18 protein-coding genes are annotated in these 17,326 nt (G+C 64.8%); 16 read left to right on the top strand and 2 right to left on the bottom strand.

The genetic code is table 11. From position 1 onward, the window contains the following. The first annotated feature begins 35 nt into the window (after positions 1-35). From fahA to ABFK29_RS09005, 8 genes are all read left to right on the top strand, one after another. A complete protein-coding gene (fahA, locus tag ABFK29_RS08970; RefSeq protein ID WP_040604284.1) occupies positions 36-1,295 on the top strand; it encodes a fumarylacetoacetase in 1,260 nt (419 codons plus the stop codon). A gap of 6 nt (positions 1,296-1,301) precedes the next feature. Continuing rightward, complete coding sequence (locus ABFK29_RS08975) at positions 1,302-1,658, top strand: hypothetical protein (RefSeq protein ID WP_005857199.1); 357 nt, start codon at positions 1,302-1,304, stop codon at positions 1,656-1,658. A gap of 3 nt (positions 1,659-1,661) precedes the next feature. After that, positions 1,662-2,612: an MBL fold metallo-hydrolase gene (locus ABFK29_RS08980; protein ID WP_005857201.1), complete on the top strand. Its 951-nt coding sequence runs from the start codon at positions 1,662-1,664 to the stop codon at positions 2,610-2,612. Positions 2,613-2,816: 204 nt separating this feature from the next. Next, positions 2,817-3,416 carry a DinB family protein gene (locus tag ABFK29_RS08985; protein ID WP_083803426.1) on the top strand — a complete coding sequence of 200 codons (600 nt, stop codon included), beginning with the start codon at positions 2,817-2,819 and terminating at the stop codon, positions 3,414-3,416. Continuing rightward, positions 3,406-5,028, top strand: a complete 1,623-nt coding sequence (locus ABFK29_RS08990; RefSeq protein WP_005857204.1) for an FAD-dependent oxidoreductase — start codon at positions 3,406-3,408, stop codon at positions 5,026-5,028. Before ABFK29_RS08985 ends, ABFK29_RS08990 begins: the two co-directional genes overlap by 11 nt. Before the next feature lie 4 nt (positions 5,029-5,032). After that, positions 5,033-5,221: a DUF2783 domain-containing protein gene (locus ABFK29_RS08995; RefSeq protein ID WP_005857206.1), complete on the top strand. Its 189-nt coding sequence runs from the start codon at positions 5,033-5,035 to the stop codon at positions 5,219-5,221. A gap of 432 nt (positions 5,222-5,653) precedes the next feature. Beyond that, positions 5,654-6,073, top strand: a complete 420-nt coding sequence (locus ABFK29_RS09000; RefSeq protein ID WP_005857208.1) for a universal stress protein — start codon at positions 5,654-5,656, stop codon at positions 6,071-6,073. A 90-nt stretch (positions 6,074-6,163) separates the two neighbouring features. Further along, complete coding sequence (locus tag ABFK29_RS09005) at positions 6,164-7,813, top strand: BCCT family transporter (RefSeq protein WP_040604285.1); 1,650 nt, start codon at positions 6,164-6,166, stop codon at positions 7,811-7,813. 65 nt (positions 7,814-7,878) lie between these two features. Here ABFK29_RS09005 and ABFK29_RS09010 read toward each other — a convergent pair whose 3' ends face one another. Together ABFK29_RS09010 and ABFK29_RS09015 are read right to left on the bottom strand one after the other, a co-directional pair. Then, positions 7,879-8,601 (bottom strand): SDR family NAD(P)-dependent oxidoreductase, encoded by a 723-nt coding sequence (locus tag ABFK29_RS09010; protein ID WP_005857212.1) that lies wholly within the window; start codon positions 8,599-8,601, stop codon positions 7,879-7,881. A gap of 53 nt (positions 8,602-8,654) precedes the next feature. Beyond that, a complete protein-coding gene (locus ABFK29_RS09015) occupies positions 8,655-9,353 on the bottom strand; it encodes a GntR family transcriptional regulator (RefSeq protein ID WP_005857214.1) in 699 nt (232 codons plus the stop codon). A gap of 104 nt (positions 9,354-9,457) precedes the next feature. Between ABFK29_RS09015 and uxaC the strand changes: the two genes are divergently transcribed. The 8 genes from uxaC to ABFK29_RS09055 all read left to right on the top strand — a co-directional run bounded on the left by uxaC (position 9,458) and on the right by ABFK29_RS09055 (position 17,161). Continuing rightward, positions 9,458-10,864, top strand: a complete 1,407-nt coding sequence (gene uxaC / locus ABFK29_RS09020) for a glucuronate isomerase (RefSeq protein ID WP_040604286.1) — start codon at positions 9,458-9,460, stop codon at positions 10,862-10,864. Between the two features lie 28 nt (positions 10,865-10,892). Further along, a complete protein-coding gene (locus ABFK29_RS09025) occupies positions 10,893-11,870 on the top strand; it encodes a TRAP transporter substrate-binding protein (protein WP_040604287.1) in 978 nt (325 codons plus the stop codon). Positions 11,871-11,957: 87 nt separating this feature from the next. Then, positions 11,958-12,479, top strand: coding sequence for a TRAP transporter small permease (locus ABFK29_RS09030; RefSeq protein ID WP_005857220.1), 522 nt, complete (start codon positions 11,958-11,960; stop codon positions 12,477-12,479). A 90-nt stretch (positions 12,480-12,569) separates the two neighbouring features. Continuing rightward, positions 12,570-13,850, top strand: coding sequence for a TRAP transporter large permease (locus ABFK29_RS09035; protein WP_005857222.1), 1,281 nt, complete (start codon positions 12,570-12,572; stop codon positions 13,848-13,850). Between the two features lie 10 nt (positions 13,851-13,860). Continuing rightward, on the top strand, positions 13,861-14,181 hold the full coding sequence (locus ABFK29_RS09040) for a cupin domain-containing protein (RefSeq protein WP_005857224.1): 321 nt from the start codon (positions 13,861-13,863) through the stop codon (positions 14,179-14,181). 1 nt (position 14,182) lies between these two features. After that, entirely contained in the window at positions 14,183-15,010 is an 828-nt protein-coding gene (gene kduI / locus ABFK29_RS09045) for a 5-dehydro-4-deoxy-D-glucuronate isomerase (protein WP_005857226.1), read from the top strand. Further along, entirely contained in the window at positions 15,007-15,741 is a 735-nt protein-coding gene (gene kduD / locus ABFK29_RS09050; RefSeq protein WP_005857228.1) for a 2-dehydro-3-deoxy-D-gluconate 5-dehydrogenase KduD, read from the top strand. Before kduI ends, kduD begins: the two co-directional genes overlap by 4 nt. After that, positions 15,719-17,161 (top strand): mannitol dehydrogenase family protein, encoded by a 1,443-nt coding sequence (locus tag ABFK29_RS09055; RefSeq protein ID WP_005857230.1) that lies wholly within the window; start codon positions 15,719-15,721, stop codon positions 17,159-17,161. The genes kduD and ABFK29_RS09055 overlap by 23 nt, the downstream gene beginning before the upstream one ends. Positions 17,162-17,326 lie beyond the last annotated feature (165 nt).

Genomic DNA, 17,326 nt, shown 5'->3' on the forward strand with positions numbered 1-17,326 from the left:
ATTTGGAAAGCAAAGAAGCAATAAACGGAGATCCCATGCCCCTAATGCGCAGCTGGGTCGAGGCGGCGAATGCCCCCGATTGCGAATTCCCCCTGAACAATCTGCCGTACGGCAGTTTCCGCTCCGAGTCGGGAGAGCCGCACTGCGGTGTCGCCATCGGCGACATGATCCTCGACGTGACGCGGATGGAGCGGGACGGCCTGATCCAGATGGAGGACGAGGAGGAGATTTTCTTTTACGGCGACTGGACGGAGTTCATGACACTGGGCCCCGCCGCATGGGCGGCCTTCCGGGCGCGCGTCACGGCGCTGCTGGACGAGGATGCGCCGGATGCGGAAAAGCTGGTCGGCTACATGGTTCCCATGGCCGGGACCGAGATGCTGATGCCGTTCACCGTCGCGGAATACACCGATTTCTACGCGGGCAAACATCACGCGAGCAACGTCGGCACGATGTTCCGCGGGCCGGAAAACGCGCTGCCTGCGAACTGGCTGTCTGTTCCTATCGGCTACAACGGGCGGGCGTCCTCGGTCGTGGTGTCGGGGACCGACGTGCGCCGTCCCTGGGGGCAGCTCAAGGCGCCGGACGCGGATTTGCCGGTGTTTGCCCCCTGCAAGCGCTTCGACATCGAGCTTGAGATGGGCGCCATCGTCGGCACCTCGTCCGAGGGGCCGGTGACGGTGGCAGAGGCGGACGCGATGATCTTCGGCTACGTGTTGATGAACGACTGGTCCGCGCGCGACATCCAGGCCTGGGAATACCAGCCGCTGGGACCGTTCCAGTCCAAGGCCACAGCCACGTCCATCTCGCCGTGGATCGTGCCCAAGGCCGCGCTCGAGCCGTTCCGCTGTTCGACGCCCGAGCGGGAGCGTCCGCTTCTCGACTATCTGGAGGAGCCGGGGCCGATGCTGTATGACATCGCGCTCGAGGTGGGTCTGGCGCCGGACGGCAAGGCGGAGACGGTGATCTCGCGGACGAACTACAACGTGATGTATTACTCGGCGGCGCAGCAGCTTGCGCATCACACCACCTCGGGCTGCCCGATGAACACCGGCGACATGCTGGGGTCGGGTACGATTTCCGGACCGGAGAAGGGGCAGCGCGGTGCACTGCTGGAAATGAGCTGGGGTGGCAAGGAACCGGTCACGCTCGACACCGGCGAGACACGCAGCTTCGTCGAGGACGGCGACACGCTGACGCTGCGCGGCCACGCGCAGGGCGACGGTTACCGGGTCGGTTTCGGCGCCTGCACCGGCAAGGTGCTGCCCGCGCTTGAAGATCCCTACGCGCGGTAGGGGGGCATGGCGTCACTCGATCATATCCAGCTTGCCATGCCGGAAGGCGAGGAAGGCCGTGCGCGCGCCTTCTGGGGCGGGCTGATCGGTTTGGCCGAACTGGAGAAGCCTGAGGCGCTGAGGGCGCGGGGCGGGGTCTGGTTCGCGCTTGACGGGGCCGAGTTGCACCTTGGCGTGGAGCCCGGCTTTGCCCCGGCGCGCAAGGCGCATCCCGGCCTTCGGGTGTCCGGTATAGACGCTGTGGCGGCCGCGCTGTCTGACGCGGGCCACCCGGTAAAATGGGACGAAAAAATCGCGGGACGCCGGAGGTTCTTTACCGAAGATCCCTTTGGCAACCGCGTCGAATTTCTGGAAGAGGACTGAGACATGGCCAAGGCATTCGCCTCCGCAGGCGACATGGCGGAAAAGAAGACGAGCTTCACGCAGGTGGGCGAGGGGCTTTACGCCTTCACCGCCGAGGGCGACCCCAACACCGGGGTGATCATCGGCGACGACAGCGTGATGATCGTCGAGGCGCAGGCAACACCGCGTCTTGCCCGCAAAGTGATCGAGCATGTCCGTGAAGTGACCGACAAACCGATCAGCCACCTCGTGCTGACGCATTACCATGCGGTGCGCGTGCTGGGCGCTTCGGCGTATGGCGCGCGGGAAATCATCATGTCGGACACCGCGCGGGCCATGGTGGCGGAGCGCGGTCAGGAAGACTGGGACAGCGAATTCGACCGTTTCCCGCGCCTGTTTCAGGGGCATGAGGAAATCCCGGGGCTGACGTGGCCGACGACAACATTTTCGGACAGCATGACGGTTTACCTCGGCAATCGCCGGGTCGACATCATGCATCTTGGCCGGGCCCACACCGCCGGTGACGCGGTGATCTGGGTGCCTGACCAGGAAGTCATGTTCACCGGCGACATCGTTGAATACCACTCGGCCTGCTATTGTGGCGACGGGCATTACGGCGACTGGGAAGACACGCTGATGAACATCGCCGCCTATGAGCCCAAGGCCATTGCACCGGGGCGTGGCGACGCGCTGGTGGGCGAAGAGATGGTGGCGAAAGCGATCGAGAGCACTGCCGACTTCGTCCGCTCGACCTACAAGCCGGTGCAGAAGGTCGTGGGCCGGGGCGGGTCGCTGAAAGAGGCATGGGACGCGGTGCGCGAAGCCTGCGATCCGAAGTTCTCGGATTACGCGATCTACGAGCATTGCCTGCCGTTCAACGTGGGCCGTGCCTACGACGAAGCACGGGGCATCGACACGCCGCGCGTCTGGACCGCCGAGCGTGACAAGGAGATGTGGAACGCCCTTCAGGGGTGAGCGCCGATCCGGCGAAGCCGGTGGACCGTCCGGTGGACGGTGCAAGGGGCGAACGGGAGTAGCCTAGGCAGGGCGCCGATCCGGAGGGGTGTCTCGGGATCGGCGGCCGGGAACCTGCGGGTGGTACGAGTGGCGGATTACCGGTGCGGGTGGCGGTCCTTAACGTGATCGGCCCGGTGGGAGAGAGAAGGGAGAACGCGCAACATGTCGGATGCAGCTGGGATCCTTTCGGCAGAGAACCCCTGGAAGGTCATGGCGCTGAACAACGCCTGGGCCAACGAGGTGCTGATGGGCTCGGTATCCGGTCTGTCGGACGCCGCGTTCGCCGCGCCGCGTCCGGGCTTCTTTCCGTCGCTCAAGGCCACTCTGAACCACATTCTGCTTGTCGACCTGTTCTACCTCGACGCGATGCAGGAGGGTGGGCTGGGCTACAGCCTGCGCAATCGGCCCGAGGCTGCCTCGGTCGCGGCGCTGGCTAGGGAACAGGCGGGTGCGGATCTGCGGCTGCTCGCGTTCTGCGAGCACCTGAACGGTGAAGACCTGCGGCGCACGATCACGATGGAGCGCCCCGGTGGCCCGGTGCAGGAGACCATCGCCGCGTTGCTGCTGCATCTTTTTCAGCACCAGGTGCATCACCGCGGGCAGGCGCACACGATGATACTGGAGGCAGGCATCGCGCCGCCGCAACTCGATGACTTTCATCTGGCCTATGGCCGTGTGCCCTCGGCACATGCGTGGTGGGCCAAGGGGAATGAGACAGACGGGGCCGAGGTCCCCGAGGGGAGGAGAAACGATGATACATGACCGTTATCAGCTTGCGTTCAGGCTGTATCCCTACGAGCGCTCGGCCGATCAGGACGCCGATGCCCCGGTGCGCCATCCGGTCGTCGTCATGGGCGGTGGACCCATCGGGGTGGCCATGGCGCTCGATCTTGGGCTTCAGGGTATCCCGGTCGTGGTGCTGGACGACCATGAGGGGATCGGGCAGGGGTCGCGCGCCATCTGTTTTGCCAAGCGCTGCCTCGAAATCGCCGACCGTTACGGCTGCGCACAGCCGATGCTCGACAAGGGCGTGGTCTGGAACCTCGGCAAGGTGTTCCACGAGGACCGCAAGGTGTTCGAATTCAACCTCCTGCCGGAGGAAGGCCATCGCTTCCCCGCGTTCATCAACCTCCAGCAACCCTATTTCGAGAAGTTCCTGGTAGAACGGGTGCGTGAGGCGCAGGCGGCGGGTGCGCCCATCGAGCTGCGCGGCCGCAACCGGGTCGACAGTGTCGAGGTGAAAGACGATCACGCGGTCCTGCAGATCACCACGCCCGACGGGCCCTACACGATCGAGGCGGACTGGCTGATCGGTTGCGACGGGGCAAGCTCTCCGTTGCGGAGCATGATGGGGCTGGATTTCGACGGGCGCGTGTTCGAGGACAGCTTCCTGATCGCCGACATCCGAATGCTGGGGGAGGCGTTCCCGACCGAACGCTGGTTCTGGTTCGAGCCGACCCATGGCGCGGGGGCCTCGACGCTGCTGCACAAGCAGCCCGACGATGTGTGGCGCGTGGATTTCCAGATCGGCTGGGACATCGACCGCAAGGAAGAGCTGAAGGAAGAGAACGTCCGGCGCAGGCTGAATGCCTTCCTCGGCGACGTGCAATACGAGATCGTGTGGACCTCGATCTACACCTTCCAGTGCCGCCGGATGAAGCAGTTCCGCCATGGGCGGGTGCTGTTCGCCGGCGACTCGGCGCATCAGGTATCGCCCTTCGGTGCGCGCGGTGCCAATTCCGGTATGCAGGACGCGGACAACCTTGGCTGGAAGCTGGGGATGGTGATCCGTGGCGAGGCGCCGGATCGCCTGCTGGACACCTATGACGAGGAACGGCGGTTCGGGGCGGACGAGAACATCCTGAACTCGACCCGCGCGACCGATTTCATCACGCCGAAGACCAAGACGTCGCACCTGTTCCGCAACGCCGTGCTGTCGCTGGCAGAGCATCACGCCTTCGCCCGCCCGCTCGTCAATTCAGGGCGACTGTCGGTGCCCTGCACCTATGACGGGTTGTCGCTGACGGCTGAAGACGGACTGGCGGGCGGGCCTCAAAGGACGCGCCCGGGCAGCCCTTGCCCGGATGCGCCGATCGGCAACGACTATCTCCTCAACGCCATCGGTGGAACGTTTGTGCTGCTGACGCTGGACGCGGAGGCGCCCGAGACGTTGACGGACGATGGTGTCACTGCCGCCCGGGTGGCCCTCTCTGCGTCGGACGATCCGAGCGGTGCCCTTGCTGACCGGTTCCTCGGGGCAGCGAAAAGCGCGGTCTATCTGATTCGCCCCGACCAGCATGTCGTGGCGCGCTGGGATGCCTTTGACGAAAACCAAGTGCGTTCGGCGCTGCGCCGTGCCTGCGGGAAGGATTGAGGACATGCTGAACACCAGTCCGAACATCGAGGCGCCGGACGAGTTCTACGCCGAACTGATCCAGATCCACGAGGGGCTGTCCGACGAGGACAGCGCGGCGCTGAACGCCCGGCTGATCCTGCTTTTGGCCAACCACGTGGGCGACCGCGCGGTCCTGCGCGAAGCCCTGCAGGCGGCCCGCGCGGCGGTCTGACAAGCGCCTTGGCGATCCTGCCCGGCGGTTCGGCACTGTTTGACCGGGCCGGGCATCCCGTCGTGCGGGACGTCCCGGGACGTGTGAACCGACCTAAGCGCACGATGCGGTGACGTGCAGACGGACGTGTCGGTCAGCTCTGGACGGCGGCGCAGAACCTGCCGGCCAGAGCTACCGTGGCCGATTGGCACCACCGCAAATCCTCCAAAATCATTGATTTTCCGGTGTTCGGTTGTCCGTCTGGACCGTTTGCGACATGATGCTGGCGCAAACAGATGCGGCTGCGTGTCGCAAACCGACCGGAAACGGCGCGCCTGTGCGCTTGCATTGCCAAACAGGCGGCCAGACTGGCCAGATACCCGGCGCTTTACGTTGCGTCGGGCTCGCGCTCCGGCGCCAAAAAACAATCGGATCGACGAGAGGGGTGACAACATGTTCCGACACATCATGATTCCGGTGGACCTCGGCCACATGGAAAAACTGGAGCGCGCACTGGGCGTTGCCGCGGCAGAGGCCAAGCAGCACGGCTGCCCGGTGACCTACGTCTCGGTGACGGGCAACACCCCCGGACCGCAAGGGCACTCGCCCGAAGAGTTCCAGAGCAAGCTGGCCAAGTTCGCCGCGGATCAGGCCGCGGCGCACGGCATCGAGACAGACGCGCATACCATCGTCGCCCACGATCCTTCCATCGACGTGGACGACAAGCTGTTGGCCGCGGTCGACGAGATCGGTGCCGACCTCGTGGTCATGGCGTCGCATCCGCCGAACATGGCGGACTACTTCTGGCCATCGCACGGCGGAAGCCTTGCCAGTCACGCGTCCGTCAGCGTGATGCTGGTGCGCGACAACTGACTTCGGGCCTCCGGGCGCGTGTTTCAGCGCCCGGACCTGCGGCCTGAAAATACCAAAAAAGCAACGGAAACGGACATAGGGGAACGCGACATGACAGAAAATTCAGTCGACCCGGAAACGGGCATACCGGTGCCGGAGGGCGCCGCCAATCTCATCGACACGGAATACACGATAGGCCAGGACAATATCCAGACGCAGGTCGGGCCATTCGGGATGGACATCCACAACCCGGTTTTCCTGATCTCGGGTCTGAGCATCGTGGCATTCGTGTTCTACGCATTGGCGCTTCCCGAGCAGGCGGGCGAGTTCTTCGGCTGGCTCCGTCCGGCGCTGACCTCGTCGTTTGACTGGTTCTTCCTGTTGGCCGCGAACGTCTTCGTGCTGTTCTGCCTTGCGCTGATCGTGCTGCCGGTGGGGTCCGTGCGCCTCGGCGGGGCGGATGCGACGCCGGATTACACATACGTCGGCTGGTTCGCGATGCTGTTCGCCGCAGGCATGGGCATCGGCCTGATGTTCTTCGGTGTGCTCGAGCCTGTCTACCACATGGCAATCTCGCAACCGCTGGGCACGCCTTCGCCCATCGCGGAAGATGGCAGCATCATCGCAGCCAACGTCGATGCGGCGCGGGAAATGGGTCTGGCCGCCACGATCTACCACTGGGGCCTGCACCCTTGGGCGATCTACGCGGTCGTGGCGCTGGCGCTGGCGCTTTTCAGCTACAACAAGGGCCTGCCGCTGACGATCCGCTCTGCCTTCTACCCGATCTTCGGTGAAAAGGTCTGGGGCTGGTGGGGTCACGTCATCGACACGCTGGCGGTCTTCGCGACGCTCTTCGGTCTTGCCACGTCGCTGGGCTTCGGTGCGCAGCAGGCGAACGCGGGTCTCGAACACGTCTTCGGCATTCCGAACAACACCACGGTGCAGATCATCCTCATCACCTTCATCACCGCCATCGCGCTGGTGTCGGTGCTGCGCGGTCTGGACGGCGGCGTGAAGCTCTTGTCCGAAATCAACATGGGCATCGCCGCCGTGCTGCTGGTCTTCGTGTTCTTCGCGGCGGGCGCCACGGCGATCCTGACAGAGTTCGGTCAGGGCATGGTGGCCTACGTCAAGGACCTGGTGCCGCTGTCGAACCCGTTCGGCCGCGAAGACGATGCCTACCGTCAGGGCTGGACCGCGTTCTACTGGGCGTGGTGGATCTCCTGGTCGCCGTTCGTGGGCATGTTCATCGCCCGCGTCAGCCGTGGCCGTACTGTGCGCGAGTTCATCATTTGCGTGCTGCTGATCCCCTCGCTGGTCTGCATCCTGTGGATGGCGACCTTCGGTGGCGCGGCGATCGAGCAGGTGCTGGCCGATCCGGTGAATTCCCCGGTGAAGGCGCAGGTGATCGACAGCTACAACCCGCCGATCTCGTTGTTCGCGATGCTCGAAGGGCTGCCGCTGGCAAACCTGACCTCGGTCATCGCCATCGTGTTGGTGATCGTATTCTTCGTGACCTCCTCCGACTCCGGTTCGCTTGTGATCGACACGATCACCGCGGGCGGCAAGGTTGACGCGCCGGTCCCGCAGCGGGTCTTCTGGTGCGTGTTCGAAGGCGCGGTGGCCATCGTGCTTCTGCTGGGCGGTGGTCTTGCGGCCTTGCAGGCGATGGTCATCTCAACCGGTCTGCCGTTCACGGTTGTGTTGCTGGCGATGTGCTATGCGATCTACCAGGGGCTCAGGACCGAAAAAAAGGCCTGACGGCGCTGACATGACGGACAAGGCGGGCCTTCGGGCCCGCCTTTTTTGTTGCCGCTAGGCCAATGTCACAGGGCGGAGATGCCACCGTCGAGCGTGATCGCCTGCCCGTTCATGAAGCTGTTCTGCGGCGAGGTGATCCAGAGCGCCGCATCCGCCATCTCCTGCGCGGTGCCGAAGCGGCCAAGCGCGTTCAGCGGTGTTTCGAACCGCGTCTTTTCGGGCCCCATCGAGTCGAGCATCGGCGTCTCGGTGAAGCTGGGACACAGGGCGTTGACCCGAATGCGCTGTTTGCGCAGCTCGTGCGCGAGAGAGCGGGTCAGCCCCACGACGCCGTGTTTGGTCGCGGCGTAGGCGGCTAGTCCCGGTGCCCCGGCGACCCCCGCCAGAGAGGCCACGTTCAGGATGCGGCCACCGTCGCGCATGGCCGGGATTTCGGCCTGAAGGGCGTTGAAGGTGCCGGTCAGATTGACGGCGATCAGGCGGCTCCAGTCCTCCGCCGAAAGCTGCGACAGGGTGCCGAAGGGGCCGGAGATGCCCGCGTTGTTGATCGCGATGTCGAGCTGGCCGAACCGTTTCTGCGCCTCGGCCACCACGGCGCGGACCGACGCGGCGTCGGTCACGTCGCAGGGCAGGGGCAGGGCGGTTTCGCCGGACGGCAGTTCCGCGACATCAAGATCCGACAGCACCAGTCGGGCGCCCGCGCTGGAAAAGGCGTCGGTCATGGCCCGCCCGATGCCGCCCGCGGCACCTGTGATCAGGACAGTCTGTCCGGTCAGGTCGATTTGCATGTCTTGCTCCCCCCGAGGGCAAGGGAGCACGTTTGACCCGCGTGGGGAAGAGGTCAGTCGACCGGTTCGAAATAGTCGCCGTGTTCCGCGCGCACCCGCCCCAGGACATGACGGATGTCCGCCAGGTGGTTGCGAAGCTGTGTTTCGGCGCTTGCGGTATCTCCGCGCGTCAGCGCGTCGACGATGCCCTGGTGCTCTGCTTGGACCTGACGCTGCCGCTTGCCGGACAGTGTCAGAAAACGCACGCGGTCCATGTGGGCCTTCTGCTCCTGTATCAACTCCCACGCGTGGGGATGCCCGGCGATCTCGCTGATCAGCAGATGGAAGGCGTCGTCGAGCGCATGGAAGACGGCGCGGTCCGATTGCTCCAGCGCGGCTTCCTGCCGGTCGAGGCTGGCGCGCAGGCGGGTCTCGCCCTCCGGCGTCATGTGCCGGGCCGCCTCGCGCAGGCATTCGCATTCGATAGCCGTGCGGATGAAGGCCGCGTTCAGAACCGCCTTGGGCGAGATCTTCGAGATCAGCGTGGCGCGCTGCGGGCGGATCAGGAGGAACCCCAGTTTAGACAGGCGGAAGAACGCGTCGCGCACCGGCTGACGCGACACGTCGAGCTGCTGGGCGATTTCGGCCTCGGACACCCGGGTGCCGGGCGGAAGCTGAAGGGAGACCACCGCCTCATAAAGCGTGTCGAAGACCATGTCCGTGGCGGACTTCTGGGTCAGGGGGGCAAGGGGCGTAATGGTGATCTCTGACATCTGGTCTCCGCCGGATTGGTTTGCGCAGATTAGCGGGCGGGCCGCGTTGACACAATTGGTCAACTAGCATATTAGCAGATCAAGCTGGAAATTTGGAGTGGAAGATGCCTCTGACCGATCCTGATCGCCTTTTTCCGGTTGAACCGGGTCTGCGTGGGATGGCGCGGGATCTTTACAACAGCGTCAAGGACATGCCGATCGTCAGCCCGCACGGGCATTGCGATCCGCGCTGGTTCGCCGAAAACGAGCGATTCCCTAATCCTGCGGAATTGTTCGTGATTCCCGACCACTACGTGTTTCGCATGCTGGTGTCGCAAGGGGTTGCGCTGTCCGATCTCGGTGTGCCGCGCTCCGATGGCGGCGCGACAGAGAGCGACCCCCGGACCATCTGGCGCCGCTTTGCCGAGAACTACCACCTGTTCCGCGGCACCCCGTCTTCGACGTGGCTCGATCATTCCTTCGAGCACGTCTTTGGCCTGGACGAGGTGTTGTCGGCGGTCAATGCCGATGCATTATACGACGCCATTGATGCCAAGCTGGGACAGGACGACTTCCGTCCGCGCGCCCTCTTCGAACGCTTCGGAATCGAGGTCCTGGCCACGACGGAAGGCGCGCTGGACGACCTCGGGTGGCACAAGATGATCCGGGAAAGCGGGTGGGGCGGGCGTGTCGTGACGACCTACCGCCCCGACACCGTTGTCGATCCAGAGTTCGAGGGCTTCGCCGACAACGTGGAGGCGTTTGGCGTCCTCACCGGCGAGAACACCGCGACATGGGATGGCTACCTGAACGCGCATCGCATCCGGCGGCTGTTCTTCAAGACCTATGGCGCCACCGCGTCGGATCACGGCCATGCCACCGCCCGGACGGAGAACCTGTCCAAGGCGGAAGCCTCGGCGCTGTTCCAGAAGGCTTTGAAAAGCGATTGCACACCCGAAGAGGCCGACGCGTTCCGTGGCCAGATGCTGACCGAGATGGCGAAGATGTCGCTGGACGACAAGCTGACGCTGCAAATCCACGCCGGTAGCCGCCGCAACCATTCGGCGGGTGTCTTTGCAATGCACGGCCGCGACAAGGGTTTCGATATCCCCGGACGTACGGACTACGTCGGCGCGCTGAAACCCCTGCTCGACGCAGTGGGGTTGGAGCCTGACCTGAAGGTCATCCTGTTCACGCTGGACGAGACCACATACGGGCGCGAGCTGGCACCGCTGGCCGGGGCCTATCCCTGCCTGCGCCTCGGCCCGCCTTGGTGGTTCTTCGACAGCTACGAGGGCATCCGGAAATTCCGCGAGGCCACGACGGAAACCTGCGGCTTCTACAACACCGCCGGCTTCAACGACGACACACGGGCGTTCTGTTCGATCCCCGCGCGCCACGACGTCGCGCGCCGATCCGACTGCGCCTACCTCGCCGGGCTCGTCGGAACGGGACGCCTGCGGGAGAGTGAGGCGTACGAGGTCGCGGCCGACCTCACGTACAACCTGGCGAAGGAGGCCTACGGGCTCTGACGCCGTTTCATCCAGGGAGGAGACTGACATGAAAATGAAAACAACCCTAGCCGCTCTTATGGCATCCGCTGCCATGGTGAGCGCGGCCAGCGCCTGCGAGATCACGCTGCGGTCGTCCGACACGCACCCCGAAGGCTACCCGACCGTGGTTGCCGTCGAGAAGATGGGCGAGATGCTGGAAGAGCGCTCCGACGGCCGCATCTGCGTCGAGGTGTTCCACAGTGCCCAGCTTGGCGAGGAAAAGGACACCATCGAGCAGACCCAGCTTGGTGTGATCGACCTGAACCGCGTCTCGCTCGGGCCGTTCAACAACATCATCGAGGAAACCAAGGTTTTCTCGCTGCCCTACATATTCCGCGGCACGGATCACATGCACGCCGTGGTCGACGGTGAAGTGGGCGAGAAGATCCTGAACGAATTCCAGAACCACCAGCTTGTGGGCCTGGCCTACTACGACGGCGGATCGCGGTCCTTCTACAACAGCCAGAAGCCGATCACCTCGATCGAGGACATGGAAGGCCTGAAGTTCCGTGTGATGCAGTCCGACGTCTTCGTCGACATGGTGGACGCGCTGGGTGCGAACGCCACGCCGCTGCCCTACGGCGAGGTCTACTCTTCGATCCAGACCGGCGTCATCGACGGGGCGGAGAACAACTGGCCGTCCTTCGAATCCTCGGGCCACTACGAAGTCGCGGGCTACTACACGCTCGACCAGCACCTGATCGTGCCGGAAGTGCTGGTGATGAGCCAGGCGTCGTGGAACAAGCTGTCGCCGGAAGATCAGGAACTGGTGCGCCAGGCGGCCAAGGACAGCGTGCCGATCATGCGCGAACTCTGGGCCGAGCGCGAGAAAGCTTCGGAAGAGAAGGTCCGCGCGGCGGGTGTCGAGATCATCGACGACATCGACAAGCAGCCTTTCATGGACGCCATGAACGCCGTTTACGACAAGCACGTGACCTCCGAGAAGCTCAAGTCGCTGGTCGATGAGATCCGCGCGGTTCAGTAAGTGACAGTCGGGCGGGCCTGCTATTGCGCGGGCCCGTCTTTTTTCGGAGCCGGTTCCGGGGCCGGCGCGAACCCGTGGGGGCTCATCATGCAAGAGACTGTGCTGAAACTGTCGTCGGTTGTCGCCCGTGCGACGAGGGTCTTCCTGTGGCTGGCGGGCGCTGGATTGGTTGGCATGACGGCGCTCATCGGCTGGCAGGTCTGGGGCCGTTTCGTGCTGAACGACACACCCACCTGGACCGAGACGACATCCATACTCCTGATGGGCTGGTTCATCTTCCTCGGCGCCGCGGTGGGGGTGCGCGAAGGCAATCACCTGTCGTTCGACGTGCTGCTCTACGTGCTGCCGGAGAGCGTGCAGAAGCTGTTCCACACGATTTCGGACCTCGTGGTCATCGCTTTCGGCGGCGGTATGGTCTGGTACGGCTGGCAACTGGCCGAGACGACCTGGGCCACGACGATACCGAACCTCGGGATCACCGGCGCAACGTCGTTCATCAGCCTGATCGTCGGCGGCATCCTGATGATCCTCTTGTCGCTTGAGCGGCTGCTGAGGCGGTCGGTCGGTCTGGCCACATCGCGGTTCGGTGAAGACGCGATCGAGGAATGAGCAGGCTTCGGCCTGTCGAAAAGGCCCCGCGCGGGCATTGGAAACTGCTCTGAGCGGGCAGGGGGCCAAGGCCCCGTCGAGGGAAACTGCATGGAACTGATCGTCCTTTTCGGCACCTTCACGGTGCTTCTGCTGATCGGCACGCCGGTCGCGTTCTGTCTGGGGGTGTCGTCCTTTGCGACCATCGCCTACATCGGCCTGCCACCCGTGGTCGTGTTCCAGCGGCTGAACTCCGGCATTTCGGTCTTTGCCCTGCTGGCCATCCCGTTCTTCATCTACGCGGGCGAGCTGATGGTGCGCGGCGATATCGCGCGGCGGCTGGTGGCGCTGGCGGGTGCCGCCGTCGGTCACCTTCGCGGCGGACTGGGGCAGGTGAACATCGCGGCCTCCGTCCTGTTCGGCGGCATCTCCGGCTCGGCGGCGGCGGATGCCTCCGCCATCGGCGGGCTGATGATCCCGCAGATGGAGGAACGCGGCTACGGCAAGGATTACGCGGTGAACGTGACGGTGACCTCCTCGATCATCGCCCTGATGCTGCCGCCCTCTCACAACCTGATCATCTACTCGATCTCGGCGGGCGGGCGGCTGTCCATCGCCGACCTCTTCACCGCGGGCATCATTCCCGGTCTGCTTCTGGCCTTTGCGCTGATGGTGGCGGCCTGGGCCGTCGCCAAGAAGCGCGGCTATCCGACCGAACCGTTCCCCGGTGCCCGTGCGATGCTGGGCCTGCTGCTAAGCGCTGTTCCCGGTCTGATCCTCGTGGCGATCATCTTCGGCGGCGTGCGTTCGGGCATATTCACGGCATCGGAATCCTCCTGCATCGCGGTGATCTACGCGCTGGCGGTGACATGGTTTGTCTATCGTTCCCTGCCGTGGGGAGAGTTCGTGGCGGCGACGCTGTCGGCTGTGCGGACCTCTTCGATGGTGCTGCTGGTCATCGGATCGGCGGCGGCCTTCGGCTGGCTTCTCGCCTACCTGCGCGTGCCCGCCGACCTCGTGTCCTGGATGAAGGGGCTGAGCGACAACCCGATCCTCATCATGCTGCTGCTGAACGTGGTGCTGTTGTTTCTCGGCACGTTCATGGACATGTCGCCGCTGATCGTGATCACTACGCCGATCTTCCTGCCGGTGGCCACGGCCTATGGCGTCGATCCGGTGCAGTTCGGCATCATCCTGATCCTCAACCTGGGCATCGGCCTTTGTACGCCGCCAGTGGGCGCGGTGTTGTTCGTCGGCTGCGCCGTCGGCCGCATCCGCATCGGCGAAGTGATCCGCACGATCTGGCCGTTCTACCTTGCCTCGCTCGCGGTCTTGATGCTGGTGACCTACATTCCGGCGTTGTCGCTCTGGTTGCCCGCCGTCTTCCGATAGGAGAACCCCCATGCTGAAGTTCTATCCACGCGCCTTTCCGGACCCGGGCGTGACCCGCCAGGTCTTGTCGGAACGTCCTGAACTGATGGTCGTGTCGTTCAGTTTCGAGGAAGGCGCCGAGGGCAAGCTGCACGACCATCCACATATCCAGTCCACCTACGTGAAGGCCGGGCGGTTCCGGTTCCAGGTGGCGGACGAGACGTTCGACGTCGGACCCGGAGACAGTTTCGTGATCCCGTCGGGCGCGCGCCACGGCTGCGTCTGCCTGGAACAGGGCGAGCTGATCGACACCTTCACACCCAGACGCGACGACTTCCTGCAAGGAGCCTGACATGACGACAAACGCCGAAACCCGCTATGCCATCGACCCGGCCACCGCCAAGGGCCTGGATACACAAGGTTTGCGCGATCATTTCCACGTCGGCGGCCTGTTCGCGGAAGGCGAGATCAAGTTGGTCTATTCGCACTACGACCGGCTCATCCTTGGGTCTGCGGTGCCGGGGGCGACTGCGCTGGTCCTCGACCAAACGCCGGAGACCGGGACCGCGACGATCCTCGAACGGCGCGAGATGGGCATCCTGAACATCGGCGAAACCGGGACCGTCGAGGTCGGCGGCGAAAGCCACACCGTCGGCAAGGGCGAGGTGCTGTATGTCGGCATGGGGTCCGGCGCCGTGACGTTCAACGCGCCGGGACGGTATTACGTGCTGTCCGCCCCCGCGCACCGCGCCTGCCCGACGAAACTGGTAACCTTCGAGATGGCGCGCCACGTCGAGCTTGGCGCGCAAGAGACGAGCAACGAACGGACGATCCACCAGTTCGTGCACCCGGAGGTGGTCGAAAGCTGTCAGCTTGTCATGGGCTACACCCAGTTCAAACGCGGTTCGATCTGGAACACCATGCCCTGTCACCTGCACGACCGCCGTATGGAGGCGTATCTCTACTTCGACATACCCGAAGGCCAGCGTGTCTTCCACTTCATGGGAAAACCCGAAGAAACACGCCACATGGTGATCGCGAACGAAGAGGCGATCATCTCTCCGCCTTGGTCGATCCACGCGGGCGCGGGCACCTCGGCCTACACCTTCTGCTGGGCGATGGCAGGGGACAACGTCGACTTCACCGACATGGACATGGTGGCGATGGAGGACCTGCGTTGAGTTTCCGGATCGACGGCAAGCGCGCGCTGGTCACCGGCGCCAACACCGGCATCGGGCAGGCCATCGCGGTCGGGCTGGCCGGGGCAGGCGCGCATGTGATCGCCGCCGGGCGCCGCTCCTGCGCAGGCACCGTCGCGGCCTGCGAAGCGGCGGGCGGCACGGCCGAGGAGTTGCTGCTGGACCTCGCCGACATCGACGCCAGCGTGGCAGCCCTGCCGGACGACCTGGACATTCTCGTGAACAACGCGGGCATCATCCGTCGCGAGGACGCCGTCGATTTCTCGGAAGCCGACTGGGACGATGTGATGGACGTGAACCTGAAGGCCGTCTTCATGCTGTGCCAGCGGTTCGCGAAGAACGCCCTTGCGCGCGACGCGGGCGGGCGGATCGTCAACATCGCCTCGCTCCTGTCCTTCCAGGGCGGCATCCGCGTGCCGTCCTACACCGCGTCGAAACACGGTGTCGCAGGCCTGACGAAGATCTTCGCCAACGAATGGGCGGCGAAGGGCATCAACGTCAACGCCGTGGCCCCGGGCTACATCGCGACCAACAACACCGAGGCGCTGCGCAACGATCCCGACCGCAGCAAGGCGATCCTCGACCGTATCCCGGCGGGGAGGTGGGGCGATCCTGAGGACATTGCCGGGGCGGTGGTCTTTCTTTGTACACCCGCCGCCAAGTATGTCACGGGTGCGGTCCTGAACGTGGATGGAGGCTGGCTTGCCCGATAGGCTGGAACGGACGGGCGAAGCGCCCGAGATCGGTATCGTACACCTTGGCCCGGGGGCGTTCTTCCGGGCCTTCAACGCGGTCTACACGGACGAGGTGCGCGGCGACGCGCCGTGGGGCATCTGCGCCGTCTCGCTGAAATCGCCGACGGCACGCGACCAACTGATGCCACAGGACGGCGTCTTCACTGCGGTCGAACTTGGGCCGGATGGCGAAGCGCGCCGCGTGATCGGGTCAATCGCCGAGGTGCTGGTGGCTCCGGAGGACCCAGAGGCCGTGGTCGACGCGATGGCCGATCCCGCGGTCAAGGTTGTCTCCCTGACGATCACCGAGAAGGGATATGGCCACAACCCCTCCACCGGCGCGCTGGACCCTGCGCTTCCGGATATCGCCCATGATCTCGACCAACCGGGCACGCCGCAGTCCGCCGTGGGCTTCATCTGCGCTGCCTTGGACCGCCGACGCACGGAAGGCCATGAGCCCTTCACCGTGCTGAGCTGCGACAACCTTCCGTCGAACGGAGCGCTCGCGAAGGGCGTGGTGCTCGATTTCGCGCGCCGTGTTTCGCCGGAGCTGGCGGACTGGATCGGGGCCAAGGTGCCTTTCCCGGCGACCATGGTGGACCGCATCACGCCCGCCACGACCGAGGCCGACGTGGCCCGGCTGGCAGAGGCGGAGGGGTATGACGACCCCGGCATGGTCGTGCACGAACCTTTCCGTCAGTGGGTGATCGAAGACCGCTTTGCCTCTGGCCGTCCGGACTGGGACAAGGCCGGGGCGCAATTCGTCGAAAGCGTCGAGGCGCACGAATTGATGAAGCTGCGCTGCCTGAATGGCACGCATTCGACGCTGGCCTATCTCGGCTATCTTGCGGGACACGAGACGATCTCTGACGCGGTGGCCGATCCGGTCTTTGCCGCAATGTGCGAACGGCTGTGGGCGAAAGAGATCCTGCCGACCGTGCCGCAGCCCGAGGGCGAGGACCTGCCGGCCTATGCCGCCGCGCTGCTGGAGCGGTATCGCAACCCCGCGATCCGTCACCGCACATGGCAGATCGCGATGGACGGTTCGCAAAAACTGCCGCAGCGGCTGCTTGGAACGATCCGCGACAACCTTCAGGCCGGTCGCGTGCCGAGGGGGCTGTGCCTCGCCGTGGCGGGCTGGATGCGGTATGCCGGCGGCGTGGATGAGAAGGGCGCGCCCATCGACGTGCGCGACCCACTGGCGGCGCGGTTGAGGTCTGCTTCCGAGGGGGCCGATACGCCTGAGGGGAAGGTTGCGGCGTTGCTGGATGTCCGCGACGTCTTTGACGCGGGGCTGAGCGGGAATGCCGTTTTCCGCGAGGCGGTAACGGCGGCATATGTGTCGCTTGCCGAAATCGGCGCGCGCGCCACTGTCGCGGACTACCTGAAAACCGCGTGACAGGGGCGGGCTTCGGCCTGTGTCCCGTTCCTTCGCTCCCGGAGACCGCGTAAATGCCCGGCCCGCCGCGAGGTTTCGCGAAGAACCCATGAGCTGGCGGCCTGACGACGCCTGAGCACTTGGCCGCCCAAAGACCTGACGGCCCCGCGCGGTGGCTGCAAGGCG

Source organism: Sagittula stellata E-37 (assembly GCF_039724765.1).
In the GTDB taxonomy this organism is placed as follows: Bacteria; Pseudomonadota; Alphaproteobacteria; order Rhodobacterales; family Rhodobacteraceae; genus Sagittula; species Sagittula stellata.

Bases quoted from the DNA above. Each gene is read 5' to 3' on its own strand.
- fahA (WP_040604284.1), top strand. From the start codon at position 36: ATGCCCCTAATGCGCAGCTGGGTCGAGGCGGCGAATGCCCCCGATTGC.
- ABFK29_RS08975 (WP_005857199.1), top strand. From the start codon at position 1,302: ATGGCGTCACTCGATCATATCCAGCTTGCCATGCCGGAAGGCGAGGAA.
- ABFK29_RS08980 (WP_005857201.1), top strand. From the start codon at position 1,662: ATGGCCAAGGCATTCGCCTCCGCAGGCGACATGGCGGAAAAGAAGACG.
- ABFK29_RS08985 (WP_083803426.1), top strand. From the start codon at position 2,817: ATGTCGGATGCAGCTGGGATCCTTTCGGCAGAGAACCCCTGGAAGGTC.
- ABFK29_RS08990 (WP_005857204.1), top strand. From the start codon at position 3,406: ATGATACATGACCGTTATCAGCTTGCGTTCAGGCTGTATCCCTACGAG.
- ABFK29_RS08995 (WP_005857206.1), top strand. From the start codon at position 5,033: ATGCTGAACACCAGTCCGAACATCGAGGCGCCGGACGAGTTCTACGCC.
- ABFK29_RS09000 (WP_005857208.1), top strand. From the start codon at position 5,654: ATGTTCCGACACATCATGATTCCGGTGGACCTCGGCCACATGGAAAAA.
- ABFK29_RS09005 (WP_040604285.1), top strand. From the start codon at position 6,164: ATGACAGAAAATTCAGTCGACCCGGAAACGGGCATACCGGTGCCGGAG.
- ABFK29_RS09010 (WP_005857212.1), bottom strand. From the start codon at position 8,601: ATGCAAATCGACCTGACCGGACAGACTGTCCTGATCACAGGTGCCGCG.
- ABFK29_RS09015 (WP_005857214.1), bottom strand. From the start codon at position 9,353: ATGTCAGAGATCACCATTACGCCCCTTGCCCCCCTGACCCAGAAGTCC.
- uxaC (WP_040604286.1), top strand. From the start codon at position 9,458: ATGCCTCTGACCGATCCTGATCGCCTTTTTCCGGTTGAACCGGGTCTG.
- ABFK29_RS09025 (WP_040604287.1), top strand. From the start codon at position 10,893: ATGAAAATGAAAACAACCCTAGCCGCTCTTATGGCATCCGCTGCCATG.
- ABFK29_RS09030 (WP_005857220.1), top strand. From the start codon at position 11,958: ATGCAAGAGACTGTGCTGAAACTGTCGTCGGTTGTCGCCCGTGCGACG.
- ABFK29_RS09035 (WP_005857222.1), top strand. From the start codon at position 12,570: ATGGAACTGATCGTCCTTTTCGGCACCTTCACGGTGCTTCTGCTGATC.
- ABFK29_RS09040 (WP_005857224.1), top strand. From the start codon at position 13,861: ATGCTGAAGTTCTATCCACGCGCCTTTCCGGACCCGGGCGTGACCCGC.
- kduI (WP_005857226.1), top strand. From the start codon at position 14,183: ATGACGACAAACGCCGAAACCCGCTATGCCATCGACCCGGCCACCGCC.
- ABFK29_RS09055 (WP_005857230.1), top strand. From the start codon at position 15,719: ATGGAGGCTGGCTTGCCCGATAGGCTGGAACGGACGGGCGAAGCGCCC.